Raw genomic sequence first — 18767 nt, 5'->3', positions numbered from 1 at the left:
AGAGGGGCAGTTTATAACGCCCCTCTTGATTTTGAAACTGAACCTGAGCGAGCGTTCAATCAAAACGCTGAAATCCGCATAATGCTGTAGTTCAATCGATTTTTGATAGAGGGGTAAGCGTTATCATATGAAACTATAAATCTATTTTAAAGAAGGGATGTTGATTGTATGCGCAAGACGGTCATTGTATCAGGAGCCAGAACGCCATTCGGTAAATTCGGGGGATCGCTGCGGACGATAACTGCCTCACAGCTTGGCGGCACAGCAATCCGGGAGGCGCTTGAGCGAGCTGGATTGGATGGCGAAAAAGTTTATGAGGTGATTATGGGCAATGTACTGCAGGGCGGACAGGGACAGATCCCTTCCCGGCAGGCAGCGCGTGAAGCAGGCATTCCGTGGGAGGTCAAAACGGAGACAATCAATAAAGTCTGTGCATCGGGATTGCGCAGTGTCACGCTTGCTGACCAGCTGATTCGTCTGGGCGATGAAGACATTATTGTGGCCGGTGGTATGGAAAGTATGAGCAATGCGCCATATCTGCTGCCGGATGCGCGCTGGGGGAATCGGATGGGTGATAAAAAAGTCGTTGATATGATGGTCCATGATGGTCTGACGTGTGCATTTGAGGATGTTCACATGGGCAGCCACGGCAACAAGACCGCCGAGGAATATGGTCTGACGCGGGAAGCACAGGACGAGTGGTCATACCGCAGTCACCAACGCGCCGTTAAAGCAATAGAGGACGACAAATTTGCTGAAGAAATCGTTTCGGTTGAAGTACCGCAGCGTAAAGGTGATCCAATTGTGGTCGATACCGATGAAGCGCCGCGAAAAGATACAAGTGCTGAGGCTTTGGCTAAACTGCGACCTGCATTTGGCCGGGACGGCACGATTACGGCGGGCAATGCACCCGGTGTCAATGACGGGGCAGGCGCTTTTGTCGTAATGGCTGATGAAACTGCGGAACAACTTGGGAAAACACCACTGGCAACAATTCACGGCCACGCAGAAGTTGGTGTGGCGTCGAGCGATTTTCCGAAAACGCCAGGACTGGTGATTAATAAATTATTCAAAAAAACCGGCTATACGAAAGATGATATTGACTTGTATGAAATTAACGAGGCGTTTGCAGCCGTATCACTCGCGAGCGGCCAAATTGCGGACATCGATCCGGAAAAAATCAACGTTAACGGCGGGGCGGTCGCATTGGGTCATCCAATCGGCGCAAGTGGTGCACGTATTATTTTGACATTGGTTCATGAACTGAAACGGCGTGGCGGCGGACTTGGCATTGCAGCCATCTGCAGCGGCGGCGGACAGGGGGATGCCATGCTGATAGAAGTTCCAAAGCAGTAATCCGTCTTGAATCGGGTTTTGGTTTTTTCGCCAAAAGCGCCAAAGTTTGATGCAGAATCGCCAAAGTTTACGAGGAAAACGCCAAAGTTTGTGAGAGAATCGCCAAAGCTCACGAGAAAAACGCCAAAGTTTACGAGAAATTCAACAAAGCTCAATGTTAAAGCATCAACTTATGAGTGGAAAGCCAAATTCACGCACAAATTTTTTATGTAATTTCAGGAGGAGGGAATCAACCCAATGGCAATCAAAAACGTAATGGTAATCGGTGCGGGCCAGATGGGCTCAGGTATTGCTCAGGTCTGCGCTCAATCCGGTTATAACGTTTTGTTAAATGACGTTAGTGAGGATGCACTTGAAAAAGGTCTTAGCAACATTGAGAAGCATTTGACGCGATCGGTTGAAAAAGACCGCATCAGCGAACAGAACAAAAGCGATACACTTTCAAGGCTTAAGACAACAACAGACATGCAGGAAATCGCACATTGTGATATGGCAATTGAAGCGATTGTTGAAAATATGGACGTGAAATCAAACGTATTTCGTGATTTGGATGCAAATGCACCTGAACGTGCGATTCTGGCAACCAACACATCGTCACTTCCAATCACCGAAATGGCAGCTGAAACAAACAGGCCTGATCAGGTTATTGGGATGCACTTCATGAATCCAGTACCGGTCATGAAACTTGTTGAGGTGATCCGGGGACTGCAGACGAGTGACGAAACATACCAGGCAGTGGCCGATATGGCAAGAAACCTTTCCAAAACGGCTGTGGAAGTGAATGATTTTCCTGGTTTCGCGGCCAACCGGATTTTGATGCCAATGATCAATGAAGCAATTTATGCCCTGTATGAAGGTGTCGCTTCTGTTGAAGATATCGATACCGTCATGAAACTTGGCATGAACCACCCAATGGGTCCGCTGACATTGGCTGATTTCATCGGGCTGGATACGTGCCTATATATTATGGAAGTGCTTCATAACGGATTTGGTGACAGCAAATATCGCCCATGTCCGCTATTAAGGAAATATGTCAACGCAGGCTGGCTCGGTAAAAAATCAGGCAGGGGCTTTTATCAGTATAACTAAATGAAAATAGGCATGACGACCACGATTCACCAATAGGAGTGCTTAGTACATGAACCTTCACTTAACCGAAGAACAGGAAATGATGCGCAAAATGGTCCGGGATTTTGCGCTGAATGAAGTACAGCCGGAAATAAAGCGGATGGAAGAGGAAGATCGTTTCCCCGCTGAAATCGTCCAAAAAATGGGTGAGCTTGGATTGATGGGAATTCCCATCCCGGAAAAATATGACGGAAGTGGCATGGATTATACGTCATATATTATCGCTATTAATGAATTGTCCAAAGTAAGCGCGACACTCGGCGTTATTTTGTCCGTTCATACATCAGTTGGCACCAATCCGATTTTAAATTTTGGCAGTGACGAGCAGAAGCGCTATTATCTCCCTAAACTTGCTACAGGCGAATACCTTGGCGCATTTGCATTAACAGAGCCTGGCGCCGGGTCCGACGCAGCCAATATGCGGACAAAAGCCATAAAAGATGGTGACAACTATATTCTGAACGGTTCCAAGATATTCATAACCAATGGCGGGGAGGCAGATACATATATAACGTTTGCCCGTACAAGTGATGAACCGGGATCGAAAGGCATCAGTGCATTTATTGTGGAAAAAGACACCCCCGGTCTGGGGATTGGTAAAGCTGAAAAGAAAATGGGTTTGCATGGTTCGAATACAGTTCAGCTGAGTTTTGATAACTGTAGTGTTCCAAAAGAGCAGCTTCTCGGCGATGAGGGGAATGGGTTCAAGATTGCGATGGCCAATTTGAATGTCGGGCGCATCGGTATTGCTGCTCAGGCTTTAGGCATCGGTGAAGCGGCTCTTGAGCATGCAACGAACTATGCAAAAGAGCGGGAGCAATTCGGTCAACCAATCGCCAACAATCAGGGAATGGCATTTAAACTTGCAGATATGGCAACAGAAGTCGAAGCTGCCAAACTATTGGTTTATCAAGCTGCAGCATTAGTTGAGCAAGGTGTCCCAAGCAGTAAACAAGCATCCATGGCCAAGATGTATGCATCAAAAACAGCACGAAAAACCGCTGTCGAAGCTGTGCAAGTGTACGGCGGCTATGGCTACACGGAGGATTATCCGGTTGAACGCTTCTTCCGCGACGCCAAGGTAACGGAAATCTATGAAGGAACAAATGAAATTCAGCGTATTGTCATAGCTAAAAATTTGCTGGACTGATTCCGGAGTAAGGATAATTTTTTTCGATTCAACCAATTTTTCATTGAGGCTCTTTTCGGAAACTTTGTTGTTGTTTAACCTAACAGTAGATATAAACTGCGACACACTGACAACGTTGAGTGAGTGCGATTACACCGCTTCGGAAATATGCTCCGCTTTCCGCGGGTGACCCGTGAGCCTCCTCGTTCGTCCCTGTGTGCTCGTCGTGTTGCAAGTGTGTTCGGCGAAGCAGCACTCCTCGCAACTCGCAGCCTACTCGGTGGATGTTCTGCTCGTCGCTGCGGGGTCTCACATTGGTCACTATTCTCTCAGGAGTCTTCGTGTATTTCCTACGCTCGCGTTGTGCTTTATAATCTTTCAATACATTTGTTTATTGCTTCTTGAAGGAAATATTAAAGCAAATATTTTCTCACTAGCAGCCCGTACACACGAAGACTCCTGGGGGAGCTGAGGCATCGGTGAGACCCCGCAGTGCGTAAGCACGAGGAGGCTCACCAGCCGCCCCCGGAAAGCGAAGTGTGTACGGGCTGCGGGGGCAGAAAGCAACAAACGATACCGAGATCAACAAAGCACTTACGTCGCCGTTTATGGATTTTGTGGCAGGAACAACAATCTTTTAGAAAACAGCCTTCATTGATGTACTAACCGATTTGAAAGGGGATAAAAAAATGAATTTTCAATTGACCGAAGAACAGGAAATGCTGCGCAAGATGGTTCGTGACTTTGCCGAGAACGATGTGGAACCAACGGCAGCTGAACGTGATGAGGAAGAACGTTTTGACAGGGATATTTTTGACAAAATGGCTGAACTGGGGCTCACCGGCATCCCCTGGCCGGAGGAATACGGCGGGATTGGCTCTGATTTTGTCAGTTATGTCATTGCTGTTGAAGAATTGTCACGGGTTTGTGCATCAACAGGTGTTACATTATCAGCGCACCTGTCACTGGCAAGCTGGCCCATATACAAATATGGTAACGAGAAACAGAAGAAAACATTCCTGTACCGACTGGCAACCGGTGAAGCACTCGGCGCCTATGCACTTTCCGAACCGGGATCAGGCAGTGATGCGGCAGGTATGAAAACTGTTGCCAAAAAAGATGGTGATGATTATGTCCTGAACGGCAATAAAGTTTGGATTTCCAATGGTGGCGTGGCGGACATCTACATTGTTTTTGCCCTGACAGATCCGGAAGCACGGCATAAAGGGATCAGCGCATTCATTGTGGAAAAAGATACAGAAGGGTTCACAACAGGCAAAAAGGAAAAGAAACTTGGCATCCGTTCCTCCCCTACGACCGAGCTCATTTTTGAAGACTGCCGCATTCCGAAAGAAAATCTGCTTGGTGAAGAAGGGGAAGGATTTAAAATTGCTATGTCGACACTTGATGGCGGCCGTAATGGTATCGCAGCACAGGCACTTGGAATTGCTCAGGGTGCGCTGGATGCTGCCACTGATTATGCGAAAGAACGTGAACAGTTCGGCAAGCCGATAGCTGCTAACCAGGGTATTTCGTTTAAACTAGCAGATATGGCTACTGAAATAGAGGCATCCCGTCTATTAACCTATCAGGCGGCATGGCTGGAATCAGAAGGTAAAGACTATGGTAAAGCATCCGCGATGTCCAAACTATTTGCCGGTGATACCGCTATGCGTGTAACAACAGAAGCTGTGCAGGTATTTGGCGGCTACGGGTATACGAAAGATTATCCGGTTGAGCGTTACATGCGCGATGCCAAAATTACGCAAATTTATGAAGGGACAAACGAAATCCAGCGTCTCGTGATAGGACGGATGCTGACGAAATAGTTTTAGAGGCTCATTTGGCTCAAATTGTCACAGAATCGGCTCAAGTTCACAATATTTTCGCTGAAGTTGTCACAAATTCGCGCGTTAATCCCATGATTTCGCGCAACAACGGCTGGATTTCGCGCGATGCAATCCCAATTTCGCGCGACACTCCTAAGATTTCGCGCAGAACAGCCCAATTTTGCGCGACTTCCTAAAATTTCGCGCAGCAACAGCCGGATTTCGTGCGACTTCCTAAAATTTCGCGCAGCAACAGCCGGATTTCGCGCGACTTCCTAAAATTTCGCGCAGCAACAGCCGGATTTCGTGCGACTCCCTAAAATTTCGCGCAGCAACAGCCGGATTTCGCGCGACTTCCTAAAATTTCGCGCAGCAACAGCCGAATTTCGCGCGGCTTTCCTAAGATTACGCGCAACAACCGCCAAAATTCGCGCAGCAACCGAGCCGGATCGTGCAATAAACGTGCCGCATCACGCGCACCAGAAGCACCGGAACCGATCAGATATAGCACTAACCGAGCGACACCACCAAATAACGAAAAAGGAGTCAACATTATGCACCATCTCGTTGAAGGGCTAAAACAACATAACATACGCGCACTCGCCCGGGCCATCACCATGGTTGAGAATGACGATCCGGATAAGCTCGCCATGCTCAGTGATATTGTCTCCAGTCAGAAACATGCTCACTTTGTAGGCGTCACCGGATCACCGGGTGCGGGCAAAAGCTCGCTTGTGAATCGCATGATAACGCATATCCGTAATGAAGGCAAAACGGTTGCAGTCATTGCAGTCGACCCAACCAGTCCGTTCAGTGGTGGTGCGCTTCTTGGTGATCGTGTCCGCATGAATGAGCATTTCACCGATGATGGTGTGTATATCCGCAGCATGGCAACACGCGGAAGTCTTGGAGGTCTGGCCCGCGCAACCAAAGATGCTGTACGGATTTGTGACGCATACGGATTTGATGTCGTGATTGTGGAAACGGTCGGTGTCGGCCAGTCTGAGCTTGATATCATGAAGATCGTTGATACAACTGCACTCGTTTTGACACCGAACAGTGGTGATGTACTGCAAATTTTCAAGGCGGGCATTATGGAGATAGCCGATTTGTTTGTCATCAACAAAGCCGATCTCGATGGTGTCGGGAAATTGAAAGGTCTCCTGAAAGAGCTTGTCATGATGACGTCTAAAGATGCTCAAAAAACACCGATTATCAAAACAATCACGTCAGAAAACAAAGGCATTGATGAACTATGGGGAAAAATCAATGCACATCATGATTACCTGTACCGTACAGAAGAAGGCCAAAAACGCCGGAAACAGGAGCAGGAACTGGAAGTCTATGAACTGATCCGCGAAGAACTCTGGCGGGATATTAAAGCATACGCCACGAGAAACGATATAACGATTGAAGCAGATGATGACCCTTACAGACGGGCACAAGATATTTTTAAACACTGGAAAAAGGAAGGGGGCGACTGAATGACGAATAATCAGGTCGTTTCGTCTGTCAAAGATGCTGATCTGGTGGAGAAGCGGCGGAACCAAATGATTCAAGGAGCGATCACCTTATTTAAGGAAAAAGGGTTTCACCGGACGACAACGCGGGAGATCGCCAAGGAATCGGGGTTCAGTATCGGGACTTTGTACGAATATATCCGGACGAAAGAAGATGTCCTGTTTCTTGTATGTGATGCCATTTATCACCAGGTAAGGGAACGTCTGGAGGCAGCTATTGACTGGCAAAACCCGACGGTCGCCAATTTGGAAAAAGTCGTTGAATCGTATTTTCGCCTGATGGACGACATGCAGGAGGAAATTGTCATCATGTATCAGGAAGTCAAGTCACTTAAAAAAGAGACGAAAGAATATGTCCTGCAGAAAGAACGGGATATGGTTGCGATGCTTGAGGAGATAATCGCAACCTGTCTGCCGGATGCCATTAACGAGCAGGATGCTGCCCTTATCGCCAATAATATTTTCGTTCAAGGGCAGATGTGGGGATTCAGAAGGTGGATGCTGCAAAAGCAATTCACATTGGAAACGTATATCGAACGGCAGATTTATTTTCTGATGCAATCTTTGTCAATTGACGCGGGTGCGAAGTGACGAGACGCAGTGAGTCATAATTTTTACAGGAGGGGTTACATGGAACAAGCTCAGATTTATAAACCCGTTAATCCAGTCCGGTTTGTAACAGCATCAAGTTTATATGATGGACACGATGCTTCCATCAACATTATGCGGCGGATTCTTCAATCGAGCGGAGCAGAGGTCGTTCACCTCGGGCATAACCGTTCAGTGGAAGAAGTCGTCTATGCAGCGATTCAGGAGGACGCCCAGGGTATTGCCGTCTCATCCTATCAGGGCGGTCATGTGGAGTATTTCAAATACATGATTGATTTGCTCAATGAATTGGGGGCCAGTCATATTAACGTTTATGGCGGTGGCGGTGGTACCATCATTCCGCGTGAAATCCAGGAACTCGAGGATTATGGGGTATCCAGTATTTTTTCACCGGACAATGGTCGTGAAATGGGACTTCAGGGCATGATTAACAGCATGCTTGAGGAGTGTGACGTATTGCCGCCGGTTGACCTGAAGGATGCTCAGGAAAAGCTTGCAACAGGTGAGCGACAGGCAATTGCCCGCCTGATCACCTATATCGAAAACAACGGCGATGATGAAAAGGAATCTCTGTTAAACACATTGCGGTCACAGTCAAACAATGCCCCGGTTCTCGGCATCACCGGGACTGGCGGCGCCGGTAAAAGTTCACTGACCGATGAACTGATCCGCCGCTTTATCAATGAAATACCGGACAGGAAAATTGCCATCATCTCCATCGACCCGACCAAAAAGAAAACCGGCGGCGCACTGCTTGGCGACCGTATCCGAATGAATGCGATTTTCACCGATCGCGTTTATATGCGGTCGCTTGCAACACGAGGCTCCAGAACGGAACTATCCCAGTCGCTTCAGGAAGTCATTGATGTACTGCGCGCGTCAAATTATGATTTCATTATTGTTGAAACAAGCGGCATTGGCCAGGGTGATGCGGCGATTACGGATGTCACCGACCTTTCCATGTATGTCATGACGGCTGAATTTGGCGCACCGTCACAGCTTGAAAAAATTGACATGATTGATTTTGCTGATTTTATTGTAATCAACAAATTTGAACAAAAAGGCTCCGAGGATGCACTGAATCAGGTGCGAAAACAGTATCAGCGCAGTCACATGCTGTTTGGCGAGGATAAGGAAAAATTCCCGGTTTTTGGAACGATCGCGAGTCAGTTTAATGATGCGGGGACAAATGCGCTATTTGCTTCCATGATTGATACGTTGAATGATAGACACGGCTGGGAAAATACCGTTGACTTCGAGCGGCATACGATTGCTGAAAAACAAAACATGATCATTACAAACGAGCGGCGCCATTATTTGCGGGAGATTGCCCAGCATGTCCGTGGCTACCATGAAAACACCAACAAGCAAAGTAATATAGCCCGCAAGCTTTATCAGCTGGAAGGCGCCAAAAATGTGCTGGCTGATGAAGCCCAAACCACAGCAATTGATCAGGCGATTCAGACATATGAGGAAAAATTGGACCCAAACGCCAAAAAATTGCTGGATTCATGGGATGATCTGAATGAGCAGTATAGCGGCGACAAAGTAACCTATAAAGTCCGTAACAGGGAAATTGAGACGGATCTTAATATCGAATCCATTTCCGGTCTGAAAATCCCGAAAGTCATCATGCCTCAGATGATGGATTGGGGCGAACGCCTAAGCTGGCTGATGAAGGAAAATCTTCCGGGTTCATTTCCGTTTACGGCAGGTGTTTTTCCGTTTAAACGCCAAGGGGAAGATCCGACACGCCAGTTTGCCGGAGAGGGTACACCGGAACGTACCAATCGCCGCTTCCACTATTTATCCGAAGACAGTGAAGCAAAACGGTTGTCAACGGCATTCGATTCGGTAACATTGTACGGAGAGGATCCGGCACCAAGACCGGATATTTACGGAAAAGTCGGGGAAAGCGGCGTCAGCATTTGTACATTGGATGATATGAAAAAGCTGTACGATGGGTTTGACCTGACTGATCCGAAAACATCTGTATCTATGACGATCAATGGGCCGGCGCCGATCATTCTGGCGATGTTTTTCAATACAGCAATCGATCAGCAGCTTGCGACATTCAAGGAAGAAAATGGCCGTGAACCAAGCCGGGAAGAATATGAAGCGATCAGGGATGAGACGATTTCGGTTGTGCGCGGAACAGTTCAGGCGGATATTTTAAAAGAGGATCAGGGCCAAAACACCTGTATTTTCTCTACAGAATTTGCACTGCGCATGATGGGTGACATTCAGCAGTATTTTATCGATAAAGATGTGCGTAATTATTACTCGGTCTCGATTTCCGGCTATCATATCGCAGAAGCCGGTGCGAACCCGATTACCCAGCTTGCCTTTACCTTGGCCAACGGATTCACGTATGTGGAGTATTATCTGAGTCGCGGTATGGATGTTAATAAATTTGCCCAAAATTTATCGTTTTTCTTTTCCAATGGTCTGGATCCGGAATATACCGTGATCGGCCGTGTTGCCCGCCGGATTTGGGCGATAACGATGCGGGATAAATATGGCGCTGATGAACGGAGCCAGAAACTGAAATACCATATCCAGACATCCGGTCGTTCGCTGCACGCACAGGAAATTGATTTTAACGATATACGCACGACCCTGCAGGCACTCTTAGCGATTCAGGACAATACGAATTCACTGCATACGAACGCATATGATGAAGCAATCACGACACCAACGGAGGAATCTGTTAGGCGCGCAATGGCCATCCAGATGATCATCAATAAAGAGTTTGGCCTGACAAAAACCGAGAATTCATTGCAAGGATCCTTTATTGTGGAAGAACTGACGGATCTTGTTGAGGAAGCGGTCTTGCAGGAATTTGAACAAATGAATGACCGCGGCGGTGTACTTGGGGCCATGGAACGCCAATACCAGCGCGGTAAAATTCAGGAAGAGTCACTGTACTATGAAGGCAAAAAACATTCCGGCGAGCTGCCGATTGTCGGTGTCAACACGTATGTGAATCCGAATCCAACTACAGCAGAGGATATTAATTCCATGGAACTGGCACGTGCATCCACTGAGGAAAAAGAGCACCAGATCAGTGAGCTGCATAAATTCCAGGATGCGCATAAAGAGCAGACAGATGCAGCCTTGGAAAGCCTGAAAAAGGTGGCGGCATCAGGCGGTAATATTTTTGCTGAATTAATGGAAACAGTGAAAGTTGCCAGCCTCGGTCAAATCACGAACGCACTTTATGAAGTGGGCGGTCAGTACAGAAGGAACATGTAAAAACAGAGGTCAGATGCCAGAAGTCGGATTGGAGGGAATCGGCAGACAGCCGGTTCCTATCTTTGTGAGGCAGGAAATATAAAATTCAGAATGATGTCTTAAAAACAGAAATCGGCCCTCTCACCGATGTCACCCAATCCGACCTCTTGCTTCCGGCCTCTGGAAAAACGAGGCCAGGCCCTGAGTTTTGCTTGGTGTGTGCCATTTCAAAAGTATGCAAAAAAGACCTCAAAATATTTCATGATTTAATTATTGTTTACACTGGCATATTCTACCCATTTTTGTTTATAATGAATGGTACGATTTAAGCGATTTATAACACCGTTAATGATCAGGCGTTACAGCCCTGACTATGAAATATATGAAAAGGGAGTGCGGTATCGTGAGTCTGCAAAATTACAGCCGCGAAGAACTTGAAGTCACATCAATGCTTGAGCTGGCTAATGAGATTTTACATGACAAGCAAAAAGCAAAGGATTTCCATGATCTTTACAACCAAGTAGTTGAAATGAAAGAATTTACCGAAGAACAGAGACAGGAGTATATCGGGCAATTTTATACGGATCTGACAATAGATGGCAGATTTCTGACAATCGGTTCCGGTGTGTGGGGGTTGAAGCGCTGGTATCCGGTTGAACAAATGGATGAAATCATTTCTCCGGCACCTAAGAAGAAAAAGAAGAAAGCCAAGGTAAAGAAGAATAAAAAAGAAGAAGAAGAGGCTCCCCGTGAAGAGTCTAAAGAGGAAAACCTGGATGCGCCAACTGATAATGTCGAAGTACTGACAGACACCTTTGACGAGGAAATACTGGATGATACCGAAGAACTTGGCGGATACGAGGGTTTTGACGATGAATTTGAAGAAGTTGATGATGAGTTTGATGCCGAAGAAGAAGCAGATGAAAGCAACGATGAAAATGACGAGGAAGAAAATAAATAAAGAAGCTGCTTGACTTTTTATATACCGATGCGTACAATTTTTATTGGGCTCGCTAAATTAATGAATACTCAGCGCTCCCCCTATGTTCAAAGGGGGAGCGCTTTTCGTTTTTTTACGGTTTTTTAAAGAAAAAAATTATTTAGCGGTTTTCATAAACTGCGACGTAACTTTCGCAATGTCTTTCTTCTAGTTTATCGGGACCAAGTGCTATTTCGGCGCTACGGAAAAATACTGGGTGCTCATCGTGTTGCAAGTGCTTTCGGTGAGGGAGCACCTCGCAACTCGCAGATTACTCGGTGGATGTTTTGCTCATCGCTTTCCGCGGGGAACGCTTCAGCCTCCTCGCTCAGCCCGTTCACTGCGGGGTCTTCAGACAGTTCGACGCACAGGACATGCTAATGCAGGCGTTAGCGATTGTCGTCGCGGTTTTAGCCTGCCTTTCCCGCAGGAGTCTCGCATTTTTCCGCAGCTAGTGACGTGTTTTGTCCTAGTGAAAGAACATTTAATGTACAGAAAGTCAAGAACAGCGGAGGAAATACGCGGAGACTCCGGCGGGAGGACAGGCATAGGTGAGACCCCGGAGCGACGAGCGCAACATCCAACGAATCAGCTTCGAGTTGCGAGGAGTGCTGCTCCGCCGAATTCTCTTGCAACACGACGAGCAAAGCTTTTCTGCGAGGAGTGCTGCTTCACCGAAAAAACCTTGCAACACGACGAGCATACAGCGCGAGGAGGCTCACCAGCCGCCCGCGGAAAGCGGAGTGTATTTCCGGAGCGGTCTCACAGCACTCATTTATTTTTCAGTGTGTCGCAGTTTATATCAACTACGGCGTTCAATAAGCAACAATGATAGGAAAAGAATCTTGTTTTTAGTGTTATGTTTAACCTTCACTAAAGCGATATAACCTAAACAGAGTAATCGCCGAAACACTACATTTTATATAGAAAGAGGGATGAATCATTGACGAAGTATATTTTTGTGACTGGTGGTGTAGTGTCATCATTAGGTAAAGGAATTACCGCTGCGTCACTGGGCAGGCTTTTAAAAAATCGGGGATTGAAGGTGACCATCCAAAAGTTCGACCCGTATATTAACGTTGACCCCGGAACGATGAGCCCGTATCAGCATGGCGAAGTTTTCGTAACGGAAGATGGTGCGGAAACAGACCTTGATCTAGGTCATTACGAGCGATTCATCGATATTAATTTGAATAAATACAGCAATATTACGACAGGGAAAGTCTATTCAAGTGTCATTAAGAAAGAGCGGCGCGGTGATTATCTCGGCGGAACGGTGCAGGTCATTCCGCATATTACTGACGAAATTAAAGAACAGGTTTTCCGTGCCGGACAGGAGACCAAAGCCGATGTTGTCATCACGGAAATTGGCGGGACAGTCGGAGATATCGAGTCACTGCCATTTCTGGAAGCTATCCGGCAAATCAAAAGTGACATCGGCCGGGAACATGTCATGTATATTCACTGTACACTTGTGCCATATATTAAAGCGGCGGGCGAAGTTAAAACAAAGCCGACCCAGCATAGTGTGAAGGAATTGCGCTCATTGGGCATTCAGCCGGATGTGATTGTTCTGCGTTCGGAACTGCCGATCAGCGAAGAAATGAAAGAAAAAATTGCGCTATTTTGTGATACGGATAAACAGGCAGTCATTGAGATGCTTGATGCAGACACATTGTATCAGGTACCGATTGCACTTCAACAGCAGAAGCTGGACCAATTGACCTGTGATCATCTGGGGCTTCACTGTGATGAAGCAGATATGCATGAATGGGAAGGACTGATTGAAAGCGTGCACCATTTGCCTCACACCACTGTAATCGGCCTTGTAGGAAAATATGTTGAACTCCCGGATGCTTATCTTTCTGTTGTTGAAGCATTAAAACATGCCGGCTTTTCATATGATTCAGATATCCAGGTTAAATGGATCAACTCGGAAAAGCAGGATAATGAATCGATCAAACGTGAGCTTGAAGATGTGGATGGTATACTTGTCCCGGGCGGTTTTGGTGATCGCGGAATTGAGGGCAAACTTGAAGCGATTCGTTATGCCCGTGAAAATAAGAAACCATTTTTAGGTATTTGTCTCGGAATGCAGCTTGCGACTGTCGAATTTGCTCGAAATGTACTGGGGTTGGAAAATGCGCATTCTGCTGAAATTGATCCGGACACCCCACATCCGATTATTGACCTGCTGCCTGAACAGAAAAATATATCCGACCTGGGCGGCACATTAAGGCTTGGCAGTTATCCATGCAAATTAATGGATGGTACGAAAACAAAGCAAGCATATGGGGAAGAAGATCTTGTCTATGAGCGCCATCGCCACCGTTACGAAGTTAATAATCATTACAGGGAGCGAATGCAGGAAAACGGCATGATTCTATCAGGAACAAGTCCGGATGACCGGCTGGTTGAAACAATCGAAATGGCTGATCATCCGTGGTTTGTCGCATGCCAATTCCATCCTGAATTCAAGTCACGCCCGACCCGCCCACAAGGCTTATTTCAGGGGTTTGTCGGTGCCGCCTCCCAAAAATGACAGCCAAATTCACCAGGTATATAACCGGTGATTGAATTTTAAAGCATATCAAAAGACCCATGATGAAAGGCCTGGATAAAGAACAACTATTCGTTTCTTTATTTAGGCCTGTTCTTTTAAAAACGCCAATTTAGTTAAAGAAGGATAAATTTCGATAACAGTCTTTTAAATAAAAATGCTGCCCCTTTATATAGTCAAATTGAATTCTGTGTTCTTTAAAAAGAAGGATTTTGGGATTTTTTGTCGAATTTTGATATAGAGTAAGGGGGTGGCTCAAGCATGACGAAGAAGATATTGGTTGTAGATGATCAACCGGGAATACGAATGTTAATACAGGAGGTGTTCATGGAAGAAGGGTATGATGTGACGACGGCTGAAACAGGCAAAGAGGCTCTCGACAAACTATACCGTGAATCATTTGATTTGCTTATATTGGATTACAAATTGCCGGTGGTTGATGGTCTGGAAGTGTTAAACCAATTGGAGCATAATCAGATTTATATCCCGGCAATTGTTATGAGTGGTTTGGCTGAAGATGCCAGGAAAGACCTGCAGCAATTCAGCTTAATAAAGGAGGTATTTGCCAAACCATTCAATATTCAAGAGCTTAACAGTTTTGTCAAACGTATATTGAATTAATAGTCATTTTTGTCATAATCATCATATATAGGGTGAAAAATGCAGCAGATTTTCCTGCTGTATTTTTGATTAAGAGCCGGATTACAGACAATCTGATTTTGCAGCTTGCGCCTTTAAATTCTTGTTGGTATTCTTATACTATAATTAATTTATATGTTATTCTAAGTCATGAACTGTATGCCACACGTATCGATGGAAAAATTGAAAAATGCGCACGTTTGGCTATTCCATAATACTGTAATGGCACTTTAAGAATCGAATGTCATAATAATGGCTGCGGGGCAATTCTGGTATTGCCTCGAATTGGCCGTGAAATTTGAGAAAGCGAGGGTTTTACTGATGAAATTTTTCCTGGATTCTGCAAGCATTGATGACATCCGCTCTGCCAATGAACTGGGCATTCTGGCAGGTGTCACGACCAATCCGAGCCTTGTATCCAAAGAAGGTGTTTCGTTTCATGATCGGTTGAAGGAAATTACGGATGAAGTTTCCGGATCCGTCAGTGCAGAAGTTATTTCGGAAGATGCAGATGGTATGATCAGAGAAGGGAAAGAACTGGCTGCAATTGCACCGAACATTACGGTTAAAGTTCCCATGACGCTGGAAGGTCTGAAAGCCGTTAAAGCGTTCAGCGATTTAAATATCAAAACAAACGTTACGTTAATTTTTAATGCGAATCAGGCACTGCTGGCTGCACGTGCAGGCGCATCATATGTCTCGCCTTTCCTTGGCCGTCTGGACGACATCGGTCATGATGGTATGGACTTAATTTCTACCATCAGGGAAATATTTGATTATCACGATATTGGAGCGGAAATCATCGCGGCATCCATCAGGCATCCATTGCATGTGACAGATGCTGCTGTTAATGGTGCGCATATAGCCACAATTCCATATAAAGTGCTTGGTTCTCTGGTAAAACATCCATTGACAGATCAAGGTATTGAAAAATTCCTGGCAGACTGGAATAAACAGAAATAGAGATTCTGCTGCCTCTTAGCACAGAATGAATGCATAAAATAGAAGGCTATTATCTGAAAAGCGTACCAGCCGCCCTCGGAAAGCGACGAGCAATGCTTTTCTGCGAGGAGTGCTTCATCACCGAAAAGTCATGCAACACGACGAGCAAATCATCCACCGAATTAGCTTCGAGTTGCGAGGAACGTAGGCTTCGCCGAAATAACTTGCAACGTGACGAGCACGTGTATTCGGGGTGCGGGTTGAATAGAATTGACTTTGCTAAACATCCAAATGGAAAATCAGGGCAGGGAGAAAAACGGAGACCTGGGACAGAAGTGTAAGACGTCCGGAAGCGGGGTGCTGCAAATGCAAAAAATATTAATTGAAGGCGGTCATTCATTAAATGGCAAGGTACGGGTAAACGGCGCAAAGAATAGTGCTGTTGCGTTACTGCCTGCCGCACTTTTAGCCGATTCACACGTCATGATTGAGGGACTTCCTGACATATCAGACGTTTATACACTTGGTGATTTATTGGAAGAAATAGGTGGGAAAGTCAGCTGGGATGGGCAGACGGTGCACATTGATCCGGAGAATATGGTATCAATGCCCCTGCCAAACGGAAAAGTCAAAAAACTCAGGGCTTCCTATTATTTTATGGGTGCGATGCTTGGAAAATTCAACCAGGCGGTTATCGGCCTCCCTGGCGGCTGTCATTTGGGACCGCGTCCGATTGATCAGCACATTAAAGGGTTTGAGGCTTTGGGAGCTGAAGTAACCAATGAGCAAGGTGCTATTTATATCCGCGCTAATCAGCTCCGTGGTGCCAGAATTTACCTTGATGTTGTCAGTGTAGGTGCAACCATTAATATTATGCTTGCTGCTGTGAAAGCAAAAGGAAAAACGATCATTGAAAATGCCGCAAAAGAACCGGAAATCATTGATGTTGCTACACTCCTGACCAATATGGGAGCCAATATTAAAGGTGTCGGAACAGATGTGATCCGGATTGAAGGTGTCGAATCACTGCATGGCTGTCAGCATACGATTATTCCTGATCGGATTGAAGCCGGTACATATGCCATAGCTTCTGCAGCGCAGGGCAAAGAAGTGATCATTGACAATGTGATATCGCAGCACCTGGAACCATTATTGGCCAAACTGGAAGAAATGGGTGTGACAGTGGAGGAAAACGATGAGCAGTTATACATCGCTCCGAAGCATCCGCTTAAAAGTGTCGATGTCAAAACGTTAGTTTATCCCGGGTTTCCGACTGATCTCCAGCAGCCATTCACAGCATTATTGACGAAAGCAGTCAATACAGGTATTATAACGGACACGATTTACTCCGCTCGCCTAAAACACATCGATGAATTACGACGCATGAATGCAGCCATAAAAGTGGAAGGCGGATCAGTGATTGTAAGCGGACCTGTTCAGCTGGAAGGAGCACGAGTGAAAGCCAGTGATTTGCGTGCCGGTGCATCACTCATCGTTGCCGGACTGATGGCAAATGGCATTACCGAAATCACAGGCGTCGACCATATTGACCGGGGTTATGAGAAGATAACTGAGAAATTAAACAACCTTGGTGCCAATGTATGGCGGGAAGAAATGAACGAGCAGGAAATCGAACAATTTCAAGATTCCTGATGAGTACACGAGGAGAACTTAAAAAAGAGAAGCCCCTCCATATGTAAATCCTTTTGGGATGAGGATATTTTTAAAAAAGGAGAGGGAAATATGGAAAGAAGTTTATCAATGGAACTCGTCCGCGTTACCGAAGCAGCGGCGCAATCATCTGCACGCTGGATGGGACGCGGTAAAAAGAATGAGGCAGACGATGCGGCTACATCAGCTATGCGCGATGTATTTGATACAATCCCGATGCAGGGAACCGTTGTTATTGGTGAAGGTGAGAAGGATGAAGCACCAATGCTGTATATTGGTGAAAAACTTGGCACCGGTTCTGGTCCGAAAGTCGATGTTGCTGTGGATCCGGTAGAAGGCACCAATATCGTTGCACAAGGTACATGGAACGCACTTGCTGTCATTGCGATTGCCGATGAAGGTGACATGCTGCATGCACCTGACATGTATATGAAAAAAATTGCCGTCGGTCCTGAAGCAGTCGGTAAAGTTGATGTTAACGCTTCGACACTGGACAATCTAAAAGCCGTTGCTGAGGCAAAAAATAAAGCGGTCGAGGATGTCGTGGCCATTGTTCTGGATCGTCCGCGGCATGAAACGTTAATTGAAGAAATCCGTGCAGCCGGGGCACGAATTAAATTAATCACGGATGGTGATGTGGCTGCTGCTATGAATACGGCTTTCGATGATACCGGTGTTGATATTTTAATGGGAATCGGCGGTGCTCCTGAGGGTGTTCTCAGTGCAGCGGCATTAAAATGTCTTGGCGGGGAAATCCAGGGAAAGCTCATCCCGTCCAATGATGAAGAAGTGGAACGCTGCCATAAAATGGGTATTCCCGACTTGGATAAAGTCTATTATATGGACGATTTCTGCGGCGGTGATGATGCTATTTTTGCTGCAACCGGCATTACTGATGGCGAATTGCTGCAAGGTGTTCAATTTAAAGGGGCAAAAGCAACAACACAAACGGTGGTTATGCGCGCTAAAAGTGGAACAGTGCGTTTTATTGATGGCGATCATAGTCTCAAGAAAAAACCTAACCTCGTGATTAAATCTTAATCGAACTAAATTATAAATAACCTGATAGGAAGCCAAATGATTGATTGGCTTCCTTAACTATTATTATGCAGGCGTCCATTCTGCAGGCAAAAATATGTGAAATGGTATTGAATATCAATCCAGAAAAAGG

At 46.1% G+C, this 18767-nt stretch carries 14 protein-coding genes; 13 read left to right on the top strand and 1 reads right to left on the bottom strand.

Annotated features, from left to right (window positions below; translation table 11 throughout):
- The first annotated feature begins 168 nt into the window (after positions 1–168).
- From Len3610_RS13740 to Len3610_RS13725, 4 genes are all read left to right on the top strand, one after another.
- Entirely contained in the window at positions 169–1356 is a 1188-nt protein-coding gene (locus Len3610_RS13740) for an acetyl-CoA C-acetyltransferase (protein ID WP_176448457.1), read from the top strand.
- 237 nt (positions 1357–1593) lie between these two features.
- Entirely contained in the window at positions 1594–2445 is an 852-nt protein-coding gene (locus Len3610_RS13735) for a 3-hydroxybutyryl-CoA dehydrogenase (RefSeq protein ID WP_176448456.1), read from the top strand.
- 49 nt (positions 2446–2494) lie between these two features.
- Positions 2495–3634, top strand: coding sequence for an acyl-CoA dehydrogenase (locus Len3610_RS13730; RefSeq protein ID WP_176448455.1), 1140 nt, complete (start codon positions 2495–2497; stop codon positions 3632–3634).
- Between the two features lie 668 nt (positions 3635–4302).
- The gene (locus Len3610_RS13725; protein WP_176448454.1) at positions 4303–5442 is read left to right on the top strand and encodes an acyl-CoA dehydrogenase; all 1140 of its coding nucleotides are present in this window, start codon (positions 4303–4305) and stop codon (positions 5440–5442) included.
- 316 nt (positions 5443–5758) lie between these two features.
- Here the strand turns inward: Len3610_RS13725 and Len3610_RS13720 are convergent, their stop codons facing one another.
- On the bottom strand, positions 5759–5995 hold the full coding sequence (locus Len3610_RS13720; protein ID WP_176448453.1) for a hypothetical protein: 237 nt from the start codon (positions 5993–5995) through the stop codon (positions 5759–5761).
- A 1-nt stretch (position 5996) separates the two neighbouring features.
- Between Len3610_RS13720 and meaB the strand changes: the two genes are divergently transcribed.
- From meaB to glpX, 9 genes are all read left to right on the top strand, one after another.
- Complete coding sequence (gene meaB / locus Len3610_RS13715; protein ID WP_176448452.1) at positions 5997–6926, top strand: methylmalonyl Co-A mutase-associated GTPase MeaB; 930 nt, start codon at positions 5997–5999, stop codon at positions 6924–6926.
- On the top strand, positions 6927–7553 hold the full coding sequence (locus tag Len3610_RS13710) for a TetR/AcrR family transcriptional regulator (protein WP_176448451.1): 627 nt from the start codon (positions 6927–6929) through the stop codon (positions 7551–7553).
- A 39-nt stretch (positions 7554–7592) separates the two neighbouring features.
- The gene (gene icmF, locus Len3610_RS13705; protein ID WP_176448450.1) at positions 7593–10826 is read left to right on the top strand and encodes a fused isobutyryl-CoA mutase/GTPase IcmF; all 3234 of its coding nucleotides are present in this window, start codon (positions 7593–7595) and stop codon (positions 10824–10826) included.
- Between the two features lie 382 nt (positions 10827–11208).
- A complete protein-coding gene (gene rpoE, locus Len3610_RS13700) occupies positions 11209–11766 on the top strand; it encodes a DNA-directed RNA polymerase subunit delta (RefSeq protein WP_176448449.1) in 558 nt (185 codons plus the stop codon).
- 961 nt (positions 11767–12727) lie between these two features.
- Positions 12728–14326: a CTP synthase gene (locus Len3610_RS13695; RefSeq protein ID WP_176448448.1), complete on the top strand. Its 1599-nt coding sequence runs from the start codon at positions 12728–12730 to the stop codon at positions 14324–14326.
- A gap of 279 nt (positions 14327–14605) precedes the next feature.
- Positions 14606–14965, top strand: coding sequence for a response regulator (locus tag Len3610_RS13690; RefSeq protein WP_176448447.1), 360 nt, complete (start codon positions 14606–14608; stop codon positions 14963–14965).
- A 339-nt stretch (positions 14966–15304) separates the two neighbouring features.
- Complete coding sequence (fsa, locus tag Len3610_RS13685) at positions 15305–15946, top strand: fructose-6-phosphate aldolase (RefSeq protein ID WP_176448446.1); 642 nt, start codon at positions 15305–15307, stop codon at positions 15944–15946.
- Positions 15947–16291: 345 nt separating this feature from the next.
- On the top strand, positions 16292–17578 hold the full coding sequence (locus tag Len3610_RS13680; RefSeq protein ID WP_176449683.1) for a UDP-N-acetylglucosamine 1-carboxyvinyltransferase: 1287 nt from the start codon (positions 16292–16294) through the stop codon (positions 17576–17578).
- Between the two features lie 90 nt (positions 17579–17668).
- Positions 17669–18637 (top strand): class II fructose-bisphosphatase, encoded by a 969-nt coding sequence (gene glpX, locus Len3610_RS13675; RefSeq protein WP_176448445.1) that lies wholly within the window; start codon positions 17669–17671, stop codon positions 18635–18637.
- Positions 18638–18767: the final 130 nt, after the last annotated feature.

This window comes from Lentibacillus sp. CBA3610 (genome assembly GCF_013373365.1).
Lineage (GTDB): Bacteria > Bacillota > Bacilli > Bacillales > Amphibacillaceae > Lentibacillus.
Note: the sequence above shows the minus strand (reverse complement) of the source record. Positions and strands in the feature narration are given on the sequence as shown.